Raw genomic sequence first — 16,917 nt, forward strand, 5'->3', positions numbered from 1 at the left:
AAGCGCTTATTTGAAGCAAAATAATAGTCTTTTAAACATAGTAACAAAAAACCCCGAAAGTTATTTTACTTTCAGGGCAAGCTGTTAGATCAGTCTTTCTTTTTTGCTTAAATTAGTAATGCCATTGCTTCATATGGTTGTAAATTGAGCGCCTTAGGTACTTCGGTAATATTTTGCTCATAATTAGTAATCAGTGTTTCTGCCTTTTGTCCTTGGAAAGCTTCAGGCAATTGATAGGTAACAGGTTGACCGTAAAAATTGCTAATAACTAATAATGTTTGGCCATTATAATCGCGGCGATAAACGAAAACTTGCGGATGATCCAAATCAACTGGTTGATAGCTGCCTTTAGCAATAATTGGCAGCTGTTTACGCAAGTAAATCAATTTTTGATAATAGGAAAAAATTTCTCCGTGGTCTAGTTCTGCTGCGACATTTATTCGCTCTTGGTCTTTAGGCTTCAGCCAAGGAGTACCGGTAGTAAACCCAGCATTAGGACCGCTATCCCAATGCATTGGAGTTCTACTGTTATCGCGTGACTTGGCTTGAATAATTGCCAGTGCATCTTGTTCACTTACGCCATGCTTTTTCAATTCGTGATATGCATTATGTGTTTCAACATCAACATAATCCGATATTTGCTCATAATTAGGATCAATCATTCCAATTTCTTCGCCTTGATAAATATATGGCGTTCCGCGTAATAAGTGCATCACGGTTGCTAGCATTTCTGCAGATTTTTCGCGGTAGTGAATGGGATCACCGAAGCGGCTCAAAGCCCAAGGTTGATCATGATTATTCCAGAAGAGGGCATTCCACCCGCCGCCTTGACTCATTCCTAATTGCCAGTCATTGAGTAATTTCTTGAGAGCAGCAAAATCAAAAGGAACCTTAGTCCACTTTTGTCCATTCTTGTAATCTACCTTCAAGTGATGGAAGGTAAAGACCATTGATAGTTCGTGATTATCCTTATTTGTATAAGCTACAGAATTAGGAATGGAAGTAGAAGACATTTCGCCAACCGTAATTGAACCAGGTATTTGTCCAAAGGTACTTTGATTTAATTCTTTCAGGTACTGGTGAACAATTGGTTTGTCAGTATACATAAATTTACTTGCAACATTTTCTGGTGCGTCTTTTAGGTCTTCGTCTTTACCAATAACGTTAATTACGTCGAAGCGAAAGCCTCTGACGCCCTTATCACGCCAAAAGTTAACCACTTTAAATAGTTCTTTTCTGACTTCAGGGTTATGCCAGTCTAGGTCTGCTTGTGTTTGATCATATAAGTGAAGGTAGTATTTGCCTGTGTCTCCAAATGGTGCCCAAGCTGGACCACCGAACTTGGAAGTCCAGTTATTAGGTAAACTACCATCAGGCTTTGGATCGCGAAGATAGAAAAACTTTTGATAGTATTCGTCGCCAGCTAATGCTTTTTGAAACCAAGGATGCTCTGTTGAGCAGTGATTTAGAACCATATCAAGCATCACATCGATATGGTTCTCTGCTAACTTTTTAACCAATTCATCAAAGTCGTCCATTGTTCCAAATCTAGGATCAATTGCATAATAGTCGGCAATATCATAGCCATTATCGTTTTGTGGTGAAACAAAAAAAGGACTAAACCATATCATGTCAATATTTAGTCTTTTCAGGTATGGAATCTTTTGGATAATACCTCTTAGATCCCCTAAACCGTCACCATCACTGTCATAAAAAGATTTTGGATAAATCTGATAGATAACTTTATCTTCAAAACTCATAAAATAATTCTCCCGTGTTGTGCCTTTCTACGTGCAAAGTCGACAAACTTAAATTTATCAGGGCGATGCAGAGAAACTGTGTATTGAAAAAATGATGTGTCTTTTAGATAGGTTAGACTACGTACGACTACAACCAGATTGGTGTCTTCTAACTGTAAACTTTGGATTACTTTTTTATCAGCTGGCTCAACTGTAATTGTCTTAGTTGCGTAATCAATTTCTAGTCCTAGATCGCGCTCGAAATAGGAGTAGAGAGATTTTTGCGCTTGCTCAATTGTAAGGTGCGGAACATACTTTTTTAAAATATAGTCTTGATCAATAACAACTGGTTCATGATTGATCGAACGCAATCGCTCAACAAAAGTTGATGCAGGCTCAGTTATATCTAGCTGATCGGTAATAGATGATGGCATTTTAGTGTCGCTAAATTGCAAAATTTCTGTAGTTGCGTGCATTTGTTCTTGCTTATTGAGCTCGTCAAAAGTTTCAATGTTTGAAACTGGGAATGCAAATCTTGCACGGTCAAGTACAACCGATCCCTTACCTCTAAGCTTTTGAATTAGGCCCGCAGACATTAACTCGGCAAGTGCCTTTCTAGTAGTTTCACGTGAAACTCCATATAATTCTGAGAGAACTGGTTCACTTGGTAAGAGTTCGCCAGCCTTGTATTGACCATGTTTAATTTTATTAGTTAAGTCCGCAGCAATTTGCAAATATTTGGCTGTCATTATCAGTAATCCTCGTTTTTTTATACTTAATCATAGCACCTTCTTTACTATTTTAACCTATCTAGACAAATTATTAGTTCAAAGTAAGACTAATAATTAAACAAATAATAAACAAAAATTTGACACTTGTCTATACAAGTAATATAATTTCTTGGAAAGCGATTTCAAGAGGATACAAAGTTATTGAAGGAGTTTAAATATGAAAAAAGAGAACTTATTGGCTCCCATAAGTGGTGAAGTCATTAATCTCAGCGGAGTTGATGATCCGGTTTTTGCTCAAAAAACATTGGGTGAAGGATTTGCAATTAAACCAGAGAGAACACAGCTTGTTTCACCAGTAACGGGCAAAATTATGATGGTTGCTGAGACAAAGCATGCGATTGGCTTTAAAACAGCTACTGGCATGGAAGTACTAATTCACTTGGGAATTGATACGGTTGAGTTAGAAGGTAAACCATTTTCAATTGAGGTAGCAGCTGGAGCTGAGGTTGAAGCAGGTCAAAAAATTGGAACAATGGACCTTGCTGCAATCAAATCTGCTGGAAAAGATGATGTTGTAGTTGTTGCAGTAACTAATACTGCAGAAATTCTGACTAGTATTGACGTCCAATTAGGCAAAATTGATGCTGGTCAAGTGGCAGCAGAAGTTACTTTAAAAGAGGACACTAATACTAAACCAGCTGCTAACTCTAAAGAAAATAAGTATCAGGTAACTGCACGAGAGGTAGTTGAAGCTATTGGCGGCAGCGACAATATTAAAAGCGTAATTCACTGCTTTACACGATTACGTTTTTCTTTGAAAGATGACAGCATTCCTAATGATGATCAGGTTAACCAAATTAGCGGAGTTTTGGACGTTGCTCGTGCCAATAATCAATATCAGGTAGTAATCGGACAAACTGTTGATGATGTTTATGATGAGGTCATTAAGATTTTAGGCCCGCAATATGCAGGGCAAGGCCAAGAAGCAGCTGATAGCAATAATAGCGAACAGGATAATCAAGATTTAAGTTTTGGTGGCAAAATTAAAAATGCCTTTTTCCAATTAATTGGTGTTATCACAGGCTCAATGATGCCCGTAATTGGACTCTTGGCAGCGAGCGGAATGTTAAAAGGTATTCTCAATATCTTGACTAACTTTTGCCATATGTCAACGGCGTCACCAACTTACACGATTATTAATTCAATGGGGGATGCAGCCTTTTATTTCTTACCAATAATTGTTGGTTTTACTGCAGCTCAAAAGCTGGGATCAAATCCTGTCATTGTTTCATTAATCGGTGGCTTTTTGATTTATCCTGACTTGGTAAAAATATATGCCAGCGGGAAGTTTAGCTATTTCCTAGCAGGTGTTGGTATTAACGCTAACTTCTTTGGTATTCCAATTCACATTCCACAATATACTTATTCTATTTTCCCAATGATTTTTGCAGCTTGGATGGCAGCAAAAATTGAACCTTGGATTAAAAAATGGATGCCAGTTACATTGAGACAAATTTTTACACCATTAGTAGAAATCTTTTTAGTCGGAATGACAGTCTTAATTATCGTTGGTCCAGTTATTTCCTTTATTTCAGAAGGTATTGCCGGAGTATTGCAATGGTTACTCACAGTTAACACTGCATTATCTGGTTTGATTATTGGTGGACTATATCAAATACTGGTTATTTTCGGTCTGCACTGGGCAGTAATTCCGTTAATTGCTAACGACATTGCTGCAACAGGACACAGTGTCTTAAACGGAATCATCTCAATTACAATGGTTGCTCAAGGTGCTGGTGCACTTGCAGTTTGGTTTAAGACTAAGCATAATCCTGAACTAAAGGGATTATCGATGAGTGCAGCTATCTCTGCAGCAGTTGGTATCACTGAACCTGCAATGTATGGTGTTAACCTGAAATACGGTCGTGTATTTATGACCTCAAGTATCGGTGCAGCTATTGGTGGTTTAGTTAATGGTTTGCTCAAAGTTGATATGTATGGTTTTACCGGTAGTTTAATCGGTTTCCCATCATTTGTTCCTAAGGCTGGACAGGGCAATCCTAATAACTTGTTAAACTTCTGGATTGCATCAATTGTGACTATTATTGCCGCCTTTGCTTTAACTTACTTCTTTGGTTATAAGGAAAACGATGCTAATAGCCCTAAGAATGCTCCAAAAAAGAAGACTTTGGCAGATTTATAATTGCTGAATTTTGATATGTAATTGTAAATAAAAAAGCACGTTCTAAAAAGAACGTGCTTTTTTGCTTAGCTAAAGCTCTAGTATTGAAACTATGATTTTGACATCATTTAACAACCATCTAAAACATAAATTAAACCGTAAGAAATAATTTCAAAAAGTTGAAAATTTCTTAGATTTACTATATAATTAGAGCTGAAAGTTTCGAGACTAGGAAACTTAGCTATAAATTAATTATATTAATGTTAATTGTTATTGCGGGAACAATAACGACGATTAATATAAAGAAGAAAGTTGCTACAGCATAAGGCTTGAGCTTGTGTTGTAGTTTTTTTATTAGATTATTCATGGTCTCACCTCTTCACTCACTTATATAAATTAAATTAATTGTCTTTGGTAAACGATTAAAAGAAAATTAGCTCTTTAGCTAACATAAGTATAGTACCATTAACTGTATTTTATGTCAATATATTCTTTGACTAAATATCAGTTTATAAAGGGTCAGTAAATTGGAGCAATTGTGTATGAAAGTATTGGTAATAGGTGCGCATGGACAAATTGGGCAACAATTAGTTCATATTTTACAAAAGAGTCGAAGCTGTGAAGTTATTGCGGGCTTGCGGTCGGTTGAACAGGAGAAGGCTTATCAAGAGCAAGGAATTACAACTGCTTTTGTTGATTTAACAAAACCGCAAAAGCAACTAGAACAAGTAATGCAAACGGTTGACATTGTAGTCTTTTCTGCTGGTTCAGGTGGCAAAACTGGTGCTGATGCAACTATGATGATTGACCTTGATGGAGCAGTTAAGTCAATTAATGCGGCTGAAAAAACAAACATTCAGCGCTTTATTATGGTTAGTTCGATTAAGTCAGATGACCGCAGTTTTTGGTCAGATCATGCTCCAGCAGTAGAGCCACAAAGCTACTACTATGCTGCTAAATACTATGCCGACCAATGGCTTTACCACAGTTCATTAGATTATACAGTTTTGCGGCCAGCCAGGTTACTCAACACTGCAGCGACTGGAAAAGTCAAAATAGCACAACACATAACAGAGCCCGCTTCTGCCATAACAATTACCCGAGCAGATGTAGCAGAAGTAATTGCAGAAATTATCGAGAAAGATAAGCTGCATCGAAAAGACTTTGACTTGGCCAATGGCGAAGTACCTATTGCACAGGCAATTTCAAACTTCCAATAAAAATATTTTGATTACAGATTTTAATAGGCTAATAAATTAATGTCTAGCTAACATGATTTATTAGCCTTTTATTTTGAGTTAAAACTTAGTTAAATGACAGATTATGACCAATATTGTTACTTTTAGTCTGATTAAATTAGAAAATTATTGCTTTTACACGAATCAATATAGTAAAGTTTGATTATATTATTATTAAAACAAAGGAGGGAGCTATGTTAAAAGTAGAACATTTGAGTAAAAAGTTTGATACTTTTCCAGCGCTTCAAGATGTTAACTTTACCATTCAACCTGGTGAAATTATGGGTTTGATTGGTCAAAATGGTGCAGGGAAAACCACCACTTTTCACAGCATTTTAAATTTTCTTCATTACGACGGAAAAATTTCCTGGGAAGATCAGCCCATTACTGAAAAAACTTTTGATACGGTAGGCTACTTGCCGGAAGAACGCAGTTTACTACCTAAAATGACTATTGAGCAACGAATTGTTTATTTGGCGGAGCTAAAAAGCCGCCCGGCAAAAGAGATAAAACCGCAAATCGATGATTGGCTGAAACGCTTTGATGTTCAGGGCAAGAAAAGTGACAAAATAAAAACACTTTCGAAAGGTAATCAGCAGAAGGTGCAGTTAATTTGTACTTTGATTCATCAACCCCAATTAATTATTTTAGATGAACCTTTTAGTGGTTTGGATCCGGTAAATGCAGATTTGCTCAAAAACGCAATCTTAGAAGCAAAAAAGAAAAATGCAGCAATTATCTTCTCTAGTCACGATATGTCAAATGTTGAAGAAATTTGCGATAGTTTAATTATGTTGAAAAAAGGGCAAGTTGTTTTAAGTGGTACAGTTGATGCCGTTCGTGACTCATTTGGTAAAACGGAAATTTACTGCAAAACACCTAAGTCGCTTGCAGAATTGCAGCAGCTCCCTCACGTTAAAAAAGTAGAAAAGAAAGCACATGGTCAATATCTTTTACGGATTGACGCTGAAAATAGTGGTCCAGAAGTCTTTGACGCATTGACAAATGGCGAATATGTTGAAGAGTTCCGGCAGCAACCGCCAACACTTGACGAAATATTCAGAATGGAAGCTGGTGAACAACATGAATAAATTATGGACCATAATGCTGCAAACTTATTGGCATCAAGTTAAGTCTTGGTCTTTTCTGCTTTTGATTCTGAGTCCATTTTTCATAATTGGTTGTGGTGTTTTAGGAGGAGCTATCGGTGCTAATTCTGATCCAGACAGTCAGATTGCAGTTATCAGTTCCAATGAGCAAGTTCGCCAAAACTTTATTAAAAACAATGGCAAATATGTTGATGCTAAAATTAAAACCGTTGAATCTGCTAAAGAGGCTGTCAAAAAAGAAAAGGTTGATGGCTACTTGATATTTGAAACGCAAAAAAATCAGGTTAAGGCAGTTTATCACGGAGCATCACCTATTGATGATGAATTGAAACCCAAAGTAAAAAGCTATTTACAAGTCTTGCAGAGTCAGCTTAATTTGCAGCAAGCGCAATTGGCGCCCCGTCAATTTAAAGCCTTACAGCAGCAGCCAAAATATCGCGAAGTACTCCAGAAAAATCATCAGGGAGATAAATTGGTTAAAATGTTGTCTTTAATCATTGTGATTATGGTCGGTTACATGGTTTTGGCTTCCTACAGTAGCATTACAGCTCAAGAAATAGCTTCTGAAAAGGGCACGAAGATTATGGAAATCATTTTTTCCAGTACAACTGCTGCAAAATACTTTTTAGGCAAAATTTTGGGTATTTTCGCCGTAATTATTACTCAACTCTTAATCTATATTGTTGGTGGCTGGGCAACTTACCGTTGGGCCTTACATGCAAAAATCACGGCTTCTTTTATGCATAACAATCAGGTAGTAATAAATAAAATTTTGGGCAATTTGGTAAATGTCAATCTCATTTTCCTGATTCTTGGTGTAATTATTTATACGATATTAGCAGCTTTTTCAGGAGCTTTAGTAGCTAAACCTGAAGATTCCTCAAAGGCCGCGCAAAGTACTGCAATGCTTTCTTTGATTGCATTTTTCCTGTCGTTTGCATTTATTTCTAACCCAGAGCAAATTCTGCCGCAAGTATTATCTTACGTGCCATTCTTTTCCTCATTCATGATGCCAATTCGTATAATTAATGGTCATGTTGGTAATATGGAAGTTATTCTGTCACTTGCGATTTTAATAGTAAGTATTGTTGGTTTAACAGCATACATTAGTAAAATCTATCAAGGCGTAATTTTACAAACTGAAGATACCAGTTTTTGGAAAAGATTAAAACGAGGGCTGGCATATAGTAAAGCATAAGTAATATAATTCAAGCTAAAAAACTAATAAATCAGTGTAAGCAAAACATGGTTTATTAGTTTTTTAAATTATAAATATTTTCTGTTTTTAATAGTGGACTATAATATAAATAATAATTTCAAACTGTATTTCTTACATGGGGACATGGAGGCACGTATGTTTGCCAGCAATCTATGGTTAATTATTTTTGCTACTATTTCATCTTTTTCACGCGGGATAATTTCCGTGATTGACCGTTACCAAATGGGTTATCGCAAACAAAGCTCAATTGATGTTAACTTTTTAAATAATATTTGCAGTTCAGTTTTGGTAACTTTTATGTTGCTGGTTATATTGCATAATTACCCCAGCCCTCGTATTACAAGCAACTACTTAATTAGGGTGTTTTTGTATGCTTTTTTAGCACAAGTAGTGGCATATGGTTATAGTTATGTCTTTAAAAAAGTAACTATCATGCAATCGGTTATCCTAAGTAAAATTACTGATTTGTTTATTCCCTTGGCAATTTTACTGACAATGGGCTACTTCAGTAAATCTTCTTACTTAGTTTCGATCATCTCAACTATCATAGTTGTCATTTATATTGCCTTTGAACAGCGCAAAGATAATTTGGATTTGAAAAACTTGGCGAAGACATTTACAGTTATTGCGCCACTGCTAATTGCGCAAGCGGCATTTTCGCCTTTTTTGACTAAAGGATTAATTAAGCCAATTGATTTGGTCTTTTTTACGATTATGACAATCTATGTTCGGTGCTTAATTTCCTTAATTACTTTTATCTATAAAAACCATTCCCTCAAAATTAATGGTGAAAACTTAACAGGTAGAGTTTTCCTTATTTATGGTAGTCGCGCCGTTTTAACCCTTCTTGCGCAAGTAACCTACACTTTGGCAACCTCTTCGCCTAACTCCAGCATTGCGTGGATCTTTTTAAACATGACTTCTCTTTACAGTGTGATTTTTGGCGACATTTTCCTAAAAGAGAAGATGAAGTTTGCAGATATCTTGGTGATAGTCCTTATCTTTGTTTTGGCATTATTTTCAAAGTAAAAGGGGGCACCTATTGGCTGACAACGAAACTATTTTTTATACAACAGATTAAAAAATGCTTTAATTATTAAAAAAGTATATAATTAACTATGACTTTTTATGACTGGCTCAAAGATAGATACTGATAGTTTATTTGGGGAAATGCTATCGCTGATATTAAGAGCGGAGACATAATGATAATAGAAACCAAAAATTTGGTAAAACGATATAAAAAAGTGAAAGCAACAAAATTATTTCATAAAGAATATCGTGATTTTGTTGCACTTCAAAATATTAATTTGCAACTCAAGCAGGGCGAACACCTTGGCTTAGTTGGTTTGAATGGGTCTGGTAAATCGACCCTAATTAAGCTGATTTTAGGCATTTTACAGCCAAGTAGTGGAAGTGTCAGAACTTTTGACATGGATCCACTAACTAATAGACAAAAAAATGCACAAAAAATCGGAGTTGTTTTCGGACAAAGAAGCCAACTCCGCTGGGATTTACCGGCAATGGACACATTCAAGTTAAATCGTGAGATTTATCAAGTGCCGGAAGAGATTTTTGATAAACGAGTGAAAAATCTAGCTGAAATGTTAGATGCGACTGATTTTTTATTGCAACCAGTGCGCACACTCAGTCTGGGACAACGGATGAAAGCTGAATTTATTGCGGCCCTTATTCATGATCCAGATTTAATTATTTTAGATGAGCCGACAATTGGACTTGATGTTTTATCGAAAAATAGTATCACACAGTTTTTACAAAAAATGACCAATAAAACAATTATTTTTACTTCACATGATCTTGATGAGGTCGAAAAGGTTTGTTCAAGAACGGTAATCTTAAGTCATGGCCAGCTGGTATTAGATAAAAGTAGCAAAGAGTTGGCCAAACTTGACGTGCCTTCAACCGTGACATTTACTAGCAAAAATTCTTTAAGTGAAGCAATTACTGCAAAATGGCCTACGATTAACCGATTAGAAAACGGATCGTATCAACTTACAGGCATAATGCAGGAAGAGCTTAAGTCCACTTTGTCTATGATTACGGCGAGTGTCGAAGTCGATAGCATTGAGGTTAAAAATAACAAGTTAGAGTACTTGCTAGCACACCTAACCAAACAGGAGGTGTGCTAATGAAGTATAGATTAATGTTAGTAAAAATTGGTGTCAAAAAAGGGTTAGCATCGAAATATGCTCTCTTGTTTTGGCTTTTTTCCGTGCTAATATCCACCACTGTCCAGTATTTTTTATGGAAAGCAGTTCTGATTGGTAAACCAAATCGTGAATTTCAAGAAACAATTAGTTATTTAGTGTTAATGCAAATTTTAACAGTTTTGTTTCCTAAGACTAGCTATGAACTTAACGATAAAGTACGTTCCGGAGATATTGCAATCGATCTTCTTAAGCCACTATCTATTTCAACGCAATTACTATGGGAAGGAATAGGTTATTCACTAGTCAAATTTGCCATAATTGGTGTCGTTGATATGTTAATCTTTTTCTGGTTCTTGGATTTTAAAATTGCATTTAGCACCATATTGATGGTTTTCGTCACGGCTATTTTAGGGTATTTTTTATACTTTGAACTTGAGCTGGTACTCGGAACTTTTTCTTTTTATACCTACAGCATTTGGGGGATTACTACTTTTAAAGAAGCTATTTTGCTTGTGCTGGCAGGAAATGCCTTTCCAGCTAATTTTTATCCCAGCTTGCTTAAAAAGATTGCTCAATATTTGCCCTTTCAATATTCATATGGCGCAATAGGGGCATTGGCCCAGCATCCCGCCTGGAATTTATTTATTAAAATCGTCGTAATTCAGTTAATTTACATCGTTGCCTTTAGCTTGTTGTTTAAGTTGCTTTTTAAGCATTCAGCTAACGCTACAGTTATTCAAGGAGGTTAATGATGCGATATTTAAAATTATTATTTACGTATTTCAAAGTAAATTTAAAATCATTAGCCGTTTACGATCTTGATTTTTATTTTGCGATTATTGGCATGATAGTCCAAAATGTCCTAAACATTGTTGCATTAAGGTTTATTTTTAACATTGTGCCGCGAATTAGTGGCTACAGTTTCAGCCAGTTGCTACTAACGTATGCATTAGCAACGTTATCCTTTTCAATATTCCGCTGCTTTTTCATTAATGCCTTAAATATTTCGGATTACATCCATAATGGTTCATTGGACACGATTTTGATTAAACCCGTCAATCCGCTATTTCAACTAGTTAATGAACGTGTAGATGAAGACTCTTGGGGCGATTTATTAGTTGCCTTGCTTCTGCTAATTGTGGTTGATGTGCAATTACATAATCCTTGGTATATCACGATTATGTTTATCTTTATTTCACTGTTTACGTCCTTAATTTTTTTGGCATTAGCAATCTTAGGTAATATTGTTTCACTTTTATCTAACGGTTTAGCTAATTTGGCTGAAACAACCTTTGACTTTTTTGATATGAGTAAATATCCCATGGCTATTTATTCGATGGGATTTAAAATAATTATGACTTTTATATTGCCAATTGGTTGGGTTGCATCAATTCCACAGGAAAGAATTGCGGTTAAACACGAGTGGATATGGCTATTGATAATTCCAGTTGTCTGCATTATGTTCTTTGTGTTGATTTATCAACTCTGGCGCGTATTTCTGGAAAAATATCAGAGTACGGGTAGCTAGAGAAGGCTATTATAAATATATTGCCAAAATAGTTAGTGGCACAAAAGTGCTGCTAACTATTTTTATTGTTTTTGCTATTCGGTTAACAGATTACAATTTAGCCGATAGACAGTCAAAGCAAATTTAGCTAAATATTGGTATAAAAAAAGCCATACAACTGAAGAGCTGTATGGCTTTTTATCAATTATTCTTTTAATGTCTGTGCTTCTTGATGAATTACTTGAACACTATTAATTACAAATGGAAAGCCGATATATGGTAGCAATTGAATTACTGACCAAATTAGTTCACTTTCGCTGTTACCGGCCTTTAGGCTTCCACGAGCATGGGCCTTGATTTGAAATTCAACGTTCATGGTAATTAATGCTAATAATTCATAGCGCTCACGGTCACGAACATCTAGGGCTTTCCGGTTATAAAAGTCGTTAAAAAAGTGCTCTGTCAATGCGTGGGGGATGAATGTGCCAGCATTGTCTGGCAAATCTTTCAGCAGATTTTTAATTTCAGTGCCATATAATTGTGCTTGGACTTGTGCTCCATAGTTTTCATCTGCTTCACTTTCTACAGGTGTCAAAGTGATTTTACGTTCTTCAAATACACTATTTACCTGCTCTAAAGCTTGTTTAACCTTCAGGGTACCAATTACAGGTGCTAATTGATAAAGCACCTCTAAAAGAACTTCAGGGGCAATATTAGCATCTAAAATTTTAGCCACCTGTTCCGGAACAGCTGTCATTATTCCTTGCGTAACACTAGCGATTAATGGAATGATAAAACGATCTTTCTGTAAGTGTTGAGCGCAGTTACTGTCCACGTCGTTAAGGTAGCTCTGGCTTAATTTTTGAAATTGCTCTTCTAGTTGATTATTCATGAAAACCTCCGGGTTAATACTATCTGCAATCTTTACAAATTTCTTCTTTTAATGATTTTAAGAACAGCTCAGCAACTGGCGATAAGCTAACTTCTCGTTTCCAAATTACTCTAATCGTTTGTTGCAGACTAGGGCATAATTTTTTAAACGTAAGCCCTGAACTTTCTGAAGTATCAGCCAAGTTATCCAGGGTTAACATTAATGCCGAATGATTTTTGACCATTAACGTACCGTTGAAGTTAAGGTTATAGTCACCAATAAAATTCACATTATCGTAATAATTACCTAACCAGTTTTGAAAAAGGTGAGTTTGCAGGGCTTGCTGCGAGGTCAAGAGAGAACGACCGCACAAGTCTTTCGGTGTAATTGTTTCTTTAGCTGCTAGTAAATCATCTCTTGGCATTAATACCCCCCAGGTATCTTTTTCAGATAAGGTTAAAGAGGCATAGCTGGGTAATGAAATGTCACCAATAATTACGCCAAAATCTGCAGTTCCGTTATTTAGTTTTCTTTCTGCGTAGCTGTAATCGCCGTTTAAGAGATGGATTTTAACGGTGGGATGATCTTGGATGATTTGGCTAATTACGTTCATAATTTGTTGCATCCCGATACTTTCACCTGCTGCAATTGTTAGGTCACCACTAATAAAAGATGTAGTTTCAAGATTTCTTTTTGTCCTAGAAGTTAACTCTAGTATTTCTTGTGCTTGTTCTAGTAAGTAATGACCTGCAGGAGTTAGTGTTAAACGACGCTTTTTCCGGTCAAATAATTTGACGCCGAGTTCTGCTTCTAAATCAGCTATTTGTCTTGAAAGCGCTGGTTGTGAAATTAAAACCTTTTTAGCTGCACGCGTCATGTTACCCTCTTGGGCAACAGCAACGAAATAATTTAAAACGCGTAATTCCATATAACCTCCTGTTTAATGCATTTTGTTTATGTTGACTGATTGTTAATAAGTATTTCACTGAAGAAAAAGTTACAGCTAAAATTTGTATTATTGAGAAAAAATTCAATACGTAATAGGCCACCTAATGTTATTTTGGTAGACGAGTAAAAAATCATAAAAAGCGCCTATAATAAACACGATTATAGGTTACCTTTTACTTTTAAATAGAATTAGTAAGGAAAATAAAATGAAAATATCAGAAGTTGCAGAAAAAGTCGATTTAACTCCAGTAACGCTAAGGTACTACGAAAAAATGGGTCTTATTCCAGAAGTAAAAAAGGAGCACGGTGTCAGAAACTACAGTGAAAATGATCTTAACTGGATCAGCTTTATTAAATGTATGCGGAATGTGGGAATTCCAGTAAAAGACTTACTGGAATATACCGAGTTACTGCAGCAGGGTTCTGATACTAAAAAGGCAAGAAGACAAATTTTGGTCAAAGAACTGCATCGCTTGGAAGAACAAGAGCAGGCCGTTCATTCCACCATCAATAGACTAAAACACAAAATCAGTCTATACGACCAAGGAGAGTTAAAGTAGGTTTCACCATAAAAAGTTGACTAGTAAACGATCAACTTTAGTATTTTCATGTAACTTGCTGTGCTGTGCATGAGGCCCAGTTATTTCTTTTTCCTGATATGAGTGGGCACGCTTTTCCACTAAATAGCGGTAGGAACGAGCTGAATTTACTGCCACAGAGCCATCGTTTCCCTTACCTGTATCGCCGTAAATATTTAATACAGTAGCATTAGTGGGAAACTTTTTTCTTAGGCCTAAAAGTCCGCGATAGCCTGTGTCCATTTGCGTGGGCTTGTCGTTAGGTTCTAAAACTATTTTTCTAGGTGCATTTTGCTGACCTAAAAAGCCGTTATAATGCCCTGCAATAGAAACTTGTTTATTTAAACGGGGCATGTGCGGATTATCAGCATTGCTTAGTAGATAATAGGCAATTTGTAAGTTACCCATTGAATGGCCCACAAGATTTACTTGCTTGAATTGATATTTTGCTTGCAAAGCAGTGATAACGTTTTTGATGTAATTACTACTCTTTTTGAAAGCAACGGCCTGGTTAGTTTCACCTGTAGAAATGCTTTTGTTGTTGAGCAAATTAACTTCAATGATGGGATTTTTTGCACCATTTTTAATGGTGCCCCATAAAGTGACCTTACCGGCAGGACTAACATCTGCACGAATAATTGAGTTGGTAAAATTGTGCCGTTTAGCGTAATTAGTCATGCTTTCTTCCGCGCGGTAGCTACTGCCCCAGCCGTGAACAAAGAGGGTTGGCGTAGCAATAGCTATTTTATGCTGTTGCTGGCCGGGCTTGTTAATCACATAAAAGCCCAGTATTAATAATAAGGCAGCGATAATTGCACTTATCCCGAAAACTTTATGTTTTTTGGTCATCGGCGACTCCTAAAAAGGATTAGCGAATCCTATAAACTTTTTTGAACATCTGCAACGATTTGTTCAAGAGTTAAATGATTTTGTTGATAAATTTCTGCTACAGGAGTTTGGTCAGTGTAAACACGGTTTTGTCCGTAGTTGAGCACTTTAACGTCTTTGTTACCCAGATAAGAAGCTACTTTTTGGCCAAACCCACCGTCGAGAATGTTGTCTTCAAGGGTGACGATTACCTTGTGATCGGTGGCTAGTTGGTCTAGTGCTTTTTCATCTAAAATATTAGCTGAAAGTGGGTTAACAAGAGTGGCGCCGAGCTTATTTGCTACTTTTTCACCCAATTGATAAAAAGCGCCTAGTCCAATAACTGCTACTTCCTTACCTGGCTTAACTTGGTAGTTAATGGTGGAGTAGTCGGTAATAACAGTTTGGTGATCAGTTTCTGGAATATCGCCAGGAACTTTAATTGCAACGGGATGCTTCTTTTGCTTGATGGCCCATTCAAGCATTGCCTTTTCTTCAGCCAAAGTTGTTGGTGCTAAATAAATCCAGTTAGGCAAATTAGAAATCATTACCTGATCAAAAATACCAAGGTGAGTTTTCGATTGACTAGAAATAGTGCCTCCTGCCACAAGCATTACGACCGGTAAGTCATTGGCAGCAGTATCGTGTGATAATTGGTCAAAAGCACGTTGTAAGAAGGTTGAATTTTCCATCAAAACCGGAATACCGCCTTCTTTGGCAAAACCAGTCGCAAATGCAACCGACTCTTGCTCGGCAATACCAACGTCAGTGTAATTAGCTGGATATTCATTTTTAAAGTCATCTAAATTAAAGACACCAGGAATAGCGGCATTAATGGCCATGATTTTTTGATCGGCATCAATTTGTTCTTTAATAACGTCAAGTGCAACCGACTTGGATGTAGGTTTTTGTTTTTCAGCAGCAAGGGGCTGATCGTTTTCCAAATTAAATGGTGAGACCCAGTGATGTGCTTCTTCGTCTTTGACTGCAGGCTCGTAGCCTTTTCCCTTAAGCGTATTAATGTGCAATAAAATAGGATGATCAACATCTTTAACAGCTTTAAAAGCATCAATCATGGCAGAGAGATCATTACCGTCTGCAACGTAGCGATAGTCAAACCCCATTGCCTTAAACGGGTTTTCTGCTGTTTGGCCGTTAGAATCACGCAGTTTTTTCAGTGAGGTTACCACGCCACCAACGTTTTTATCAATTGACCATTGGTTATCATTAATTACAACCACTAAGTTGTGTGGCTCAATCGCTGCATTGTTTAGTCCTTCAAAAGCCAAGCCGCCTGTCAGGGAACCGTCACCAATTAAAGCCATAATATTTTCATGTTGTCCCATTAAGTCGCGTGCCTTTGCCATTCCAGTAGCTAGAGCGACTGAGGTTGAGGTGTGACCAACAGCATAGTAATCATATGGACTTTCGTCGGGATTTGAATATGGTGTTACATCTTCATAATGGTCAGGGTCGAGCCAAGCTTTGGCCCGTCCGGTTAACATTTTATGTGGATATGTTTGATGGGAAATGTCCCAGACCAGTTTATCTTTTGGAGCATCAAATACATAGTGGTAAGCAATGGTAGCTTCTACAATACCGAGATCTGGCCCTAAGTGGCCACCTTCAGCTGCATCTTTTTCAACGATTAATGTCCTGATTTCTTGAGCTAATTTTTCCATTTCGGGGATGCTTAATTTTTTAACATCTTTTGGTCCCGTAATTTTATTTAACAAAAAATCTTCATGTTTGTTCATATA

Annotated in this window: 16 protein-coding genes; 9 read left to right on the top strand and 7 right to left on the bottom strand. The window is 36.7% G+C overall.

Going from position 1 to position 16,917, the window contains the following annotated elements:
* Nucleotides 1–107 precede the first annotated feature (107 nt).
* Both treC and treR read right to left on the bottom strand, forming a co-directional pair.
* Nucleotides 108–1,760, bottom strand: coding sequence for an alpha,alpha-phosphotrehalase (treC, locus tag F5ESL0263_RS00285; RefSeq protein ID WP_122033966.1), 1,653 nt, complete (start codon nt 1,758–1,760; stop codon nt 108–110).
* On the bottom strand, nt 1,757–2,488 hold the full coding sequence (gene treR / locus F5ESL0263_RS00290; RefSeq protein WP_199724278.1) for a trehalose operon repressor: 732 nt from the start codon (nt 2,486–2,488) through the stop codon (nt 1,757–1,759). Before treR ends, treC begins: the two co-directional genes overlap by 4 nt.
* A gap of 199 nt (nt 2,489–2,687) precedes the next feature.
* Here treR and F5ESL0263_RS00295 point away from each other — a divergent pair, with 199 nt between their 5' ends.
* Nucleotides 2,688–4,673 carry a PTS glucose transporter subunit IIABC gene (locus F5ESL0263_RS00295; RefSeq protein WP_122033969.1) on the top strand — a complete coding sequence of 662 codons (1,986 nt, stop codon included), beginning with the start codon at nt 2,688–2,690 and terminating at the stop codon, nt 4,671–4,673.
* Nucleotides 4,674–4,893: 220 nt separating this feature from the next.
* Here F5ESL0263_RS00295 and F5ESL0263_RS08740 read toward each other — a convergent pair whose 3' ends face one another.
* Entirely contained in the window at nt 4,894–5,019 is a 126-nt protein-coding gene (locus F5ESL0263_RS08740) for a hypothetical protein (RefSeq protein WP_255409593.1), read from the bottom strand.
* 175 nt (nt 5,020–5,194) lie between these two features.
* Here F5ESL0263_RS08740 and F5ESL0263_RS00300 point away from each other — a divergent pair, with 175 nt between their 5' ends.
* The 7 genes from F5ESL0263_RS00300 to F5ESL0263_RS00330 all read left to right on the top strand — a co-directional run bounded on the left by F5ESL0263_RS00300 (nt 5,195) and on the right by F5ESL0263_RS00330 (nt 11,914).
* A complete protein-coding gene (locus F5ESL0263_RS00300; protein WP_122033971.1) occupies nt 5,195–5,872 on the top strand; it encodes an SDR family oxidoreductase in 678 nt (225 codons plus the stop codon).
* A 212-nt stretch (nt 5,873–6,084) separates the two neighbouring features.
* Nucleotides 6,085–6,981: an ABC transporter ATP-binding protein gene (locus tag F5ESL0263_RS00305; protein WP_122033972.1), complete on the top strand. Its 897-nt coding sequence runs from the start codon at nt 6,085–6,087 to the stop codon at nt 6,979–6,981.
* Complete coding sequence (locus tag F5ESL0263_RS00310; RefSeq protein ID WP_122033974.1) at nt 6,974–8,197, top strand: ABC transporter permease; 1,224 nt, start codon at nt 6,974–6,976, stop codon at nt 8,195–8,197. Before F5ESL0263_RS00305 ends, F5ESL0263_RS00310 begins: the two co-directional genes overlap by 8 nt.
* Before the next feature lie 156 nt (nt 8,198–8,353).
* Entirely contained in the window at nt 8,354–9,247 is an 894-nt protein-coding gene (locus F5ESL0263_RS00315; protein ID WP_158593008.1) for an EamA family transporter, read from the top strand.
* Nucleotides 9,248–9,420: 173 nt separating this feature from the next.
* Complete coding sequence (locus F5ESL0263_RS00320) at nt 9,421–10,365, top strand: ATP-binding cassette domain-containing protein (protein ID WP_122033977.1); 945 nt, start codon at nt 9,421–9,423, stop codon at nt 10,363–10,365.
* Entirely contained in the window at nt 10,365–11,135 is a 771-nt protein-coding gene (locus F5ESL0263_RS00325; protein WP_122033978.1) for an ABC-2 family transporter protein, read from the top strand. The genes F5ESL0263_RS00320 and F5ESL0263_RS00325 overlap by 1 nt, the downstream gene beginning before the upstream one ends.
* Nucleotides 11,136–11,137: 2 nt before the next feature.
* The gene (locus F5ESL0263_RS00330; protein ID WP_122033980.1) at nt 11,138–11,914 is read left to right on the top strand and encodes an ABC transporter permease; all 777 of its coding nucleotides are present in this window, start codon (nt 11,138–11,140) and stop codon (nt 11,912–11,914) included.
* Between the two features lie 184 nt (nt 11,915–12,098).
* Here F5ESL0263_RS00330 and F5ESL0263_RS00335 read toward each other — a convergent pair whose 3' ends face one another.
* Nucleotides 12,099–12,785, bottom strand: a complete 687-nt coding sequence (locus tag F5ESL0263_RS00335) for a carboxymuconolactone decarboxylase family protein (protein ID WP_122033981.1) — start codon at nt 12,783–12,785, stop codon at nt 12,099–12,101.
* Between the two features lie 19 nt (nt 12,786–12,804).
* Nucleotides 12,805–13,692 carry a LysR family transcriptional regulator gene (locus F5ESL0263_RS00340; RefSeq protein WP_122033983.1) on the bottom strand — a complete coding sequence of 296 codons (888 nt, stop codon included), beginning with the start codon at nt 13,690–13,692 and terminating at the stop codon, nt 12,805–12,807.
* A gap of 226 nt (nt 13,693–13,918) precedes the next feature.
* Between F5ESL0263_RS00340 and F5ESL0263_RS00345 the strand changes: the two genes are divergently transcribed.
* Nucleotides 13,919–14,272 carry a MerR family transcriptional regulator gene (locus F5ESL0263_RS00345; protein ID WP_046305774.1) on the top strand — a complete coding sequence of 118 codons (354 nt, stop codon included), beginning with the start codon at nt 13,919–13,921 and terminating at the stop codon, nt 14,270–14,272.
* 3 nt (nt 14,273–14,275) lie between these two features.
* On the opposite strand, the gene F5ESL0263_RS00350 is transcribed toward F5ESL0263_RS00345, so the two are convergent.
* Nucleotides 14,276–15,139 carry an alpha/beta hydrolase gene (locus F5ESL0263_RS00350; RefSeq protein WP_122033985.1) on the bottom strand — a complete coding sequence of 288 codons (864 nt, stop codon included), beginning with the start codon at nt 15,137–15,139 and terminating at the stop codon, nt 14,276–14,278.
* A gap of 29 nt (nt 15,140–15,168) precedes the next feature.
* Complete coding sequence (locus F5ESL0263_RS00355) at nt 15,169–16,914, bottom strand: 1-deoxy-D-xylulose-5-phosphate synthase (RefSeq protein ID WP_122033986.1); 1,746 nt, start codon at nt 16,912–16,914, stop codon at nt 15,169–15,171.
* Nucleotides 16,915–16,917 lie beyond the last annotated feature (3 nt).

The organism is Lactobacillus sp. ESL0263, from assembly GCF_003692845.1.
Classification (GTDB): Bacteria; Bacillota; Bacilli; order Lactobacillales; family Lactobacillaceae; genus Lactobacillus; species Lactobacillus apis.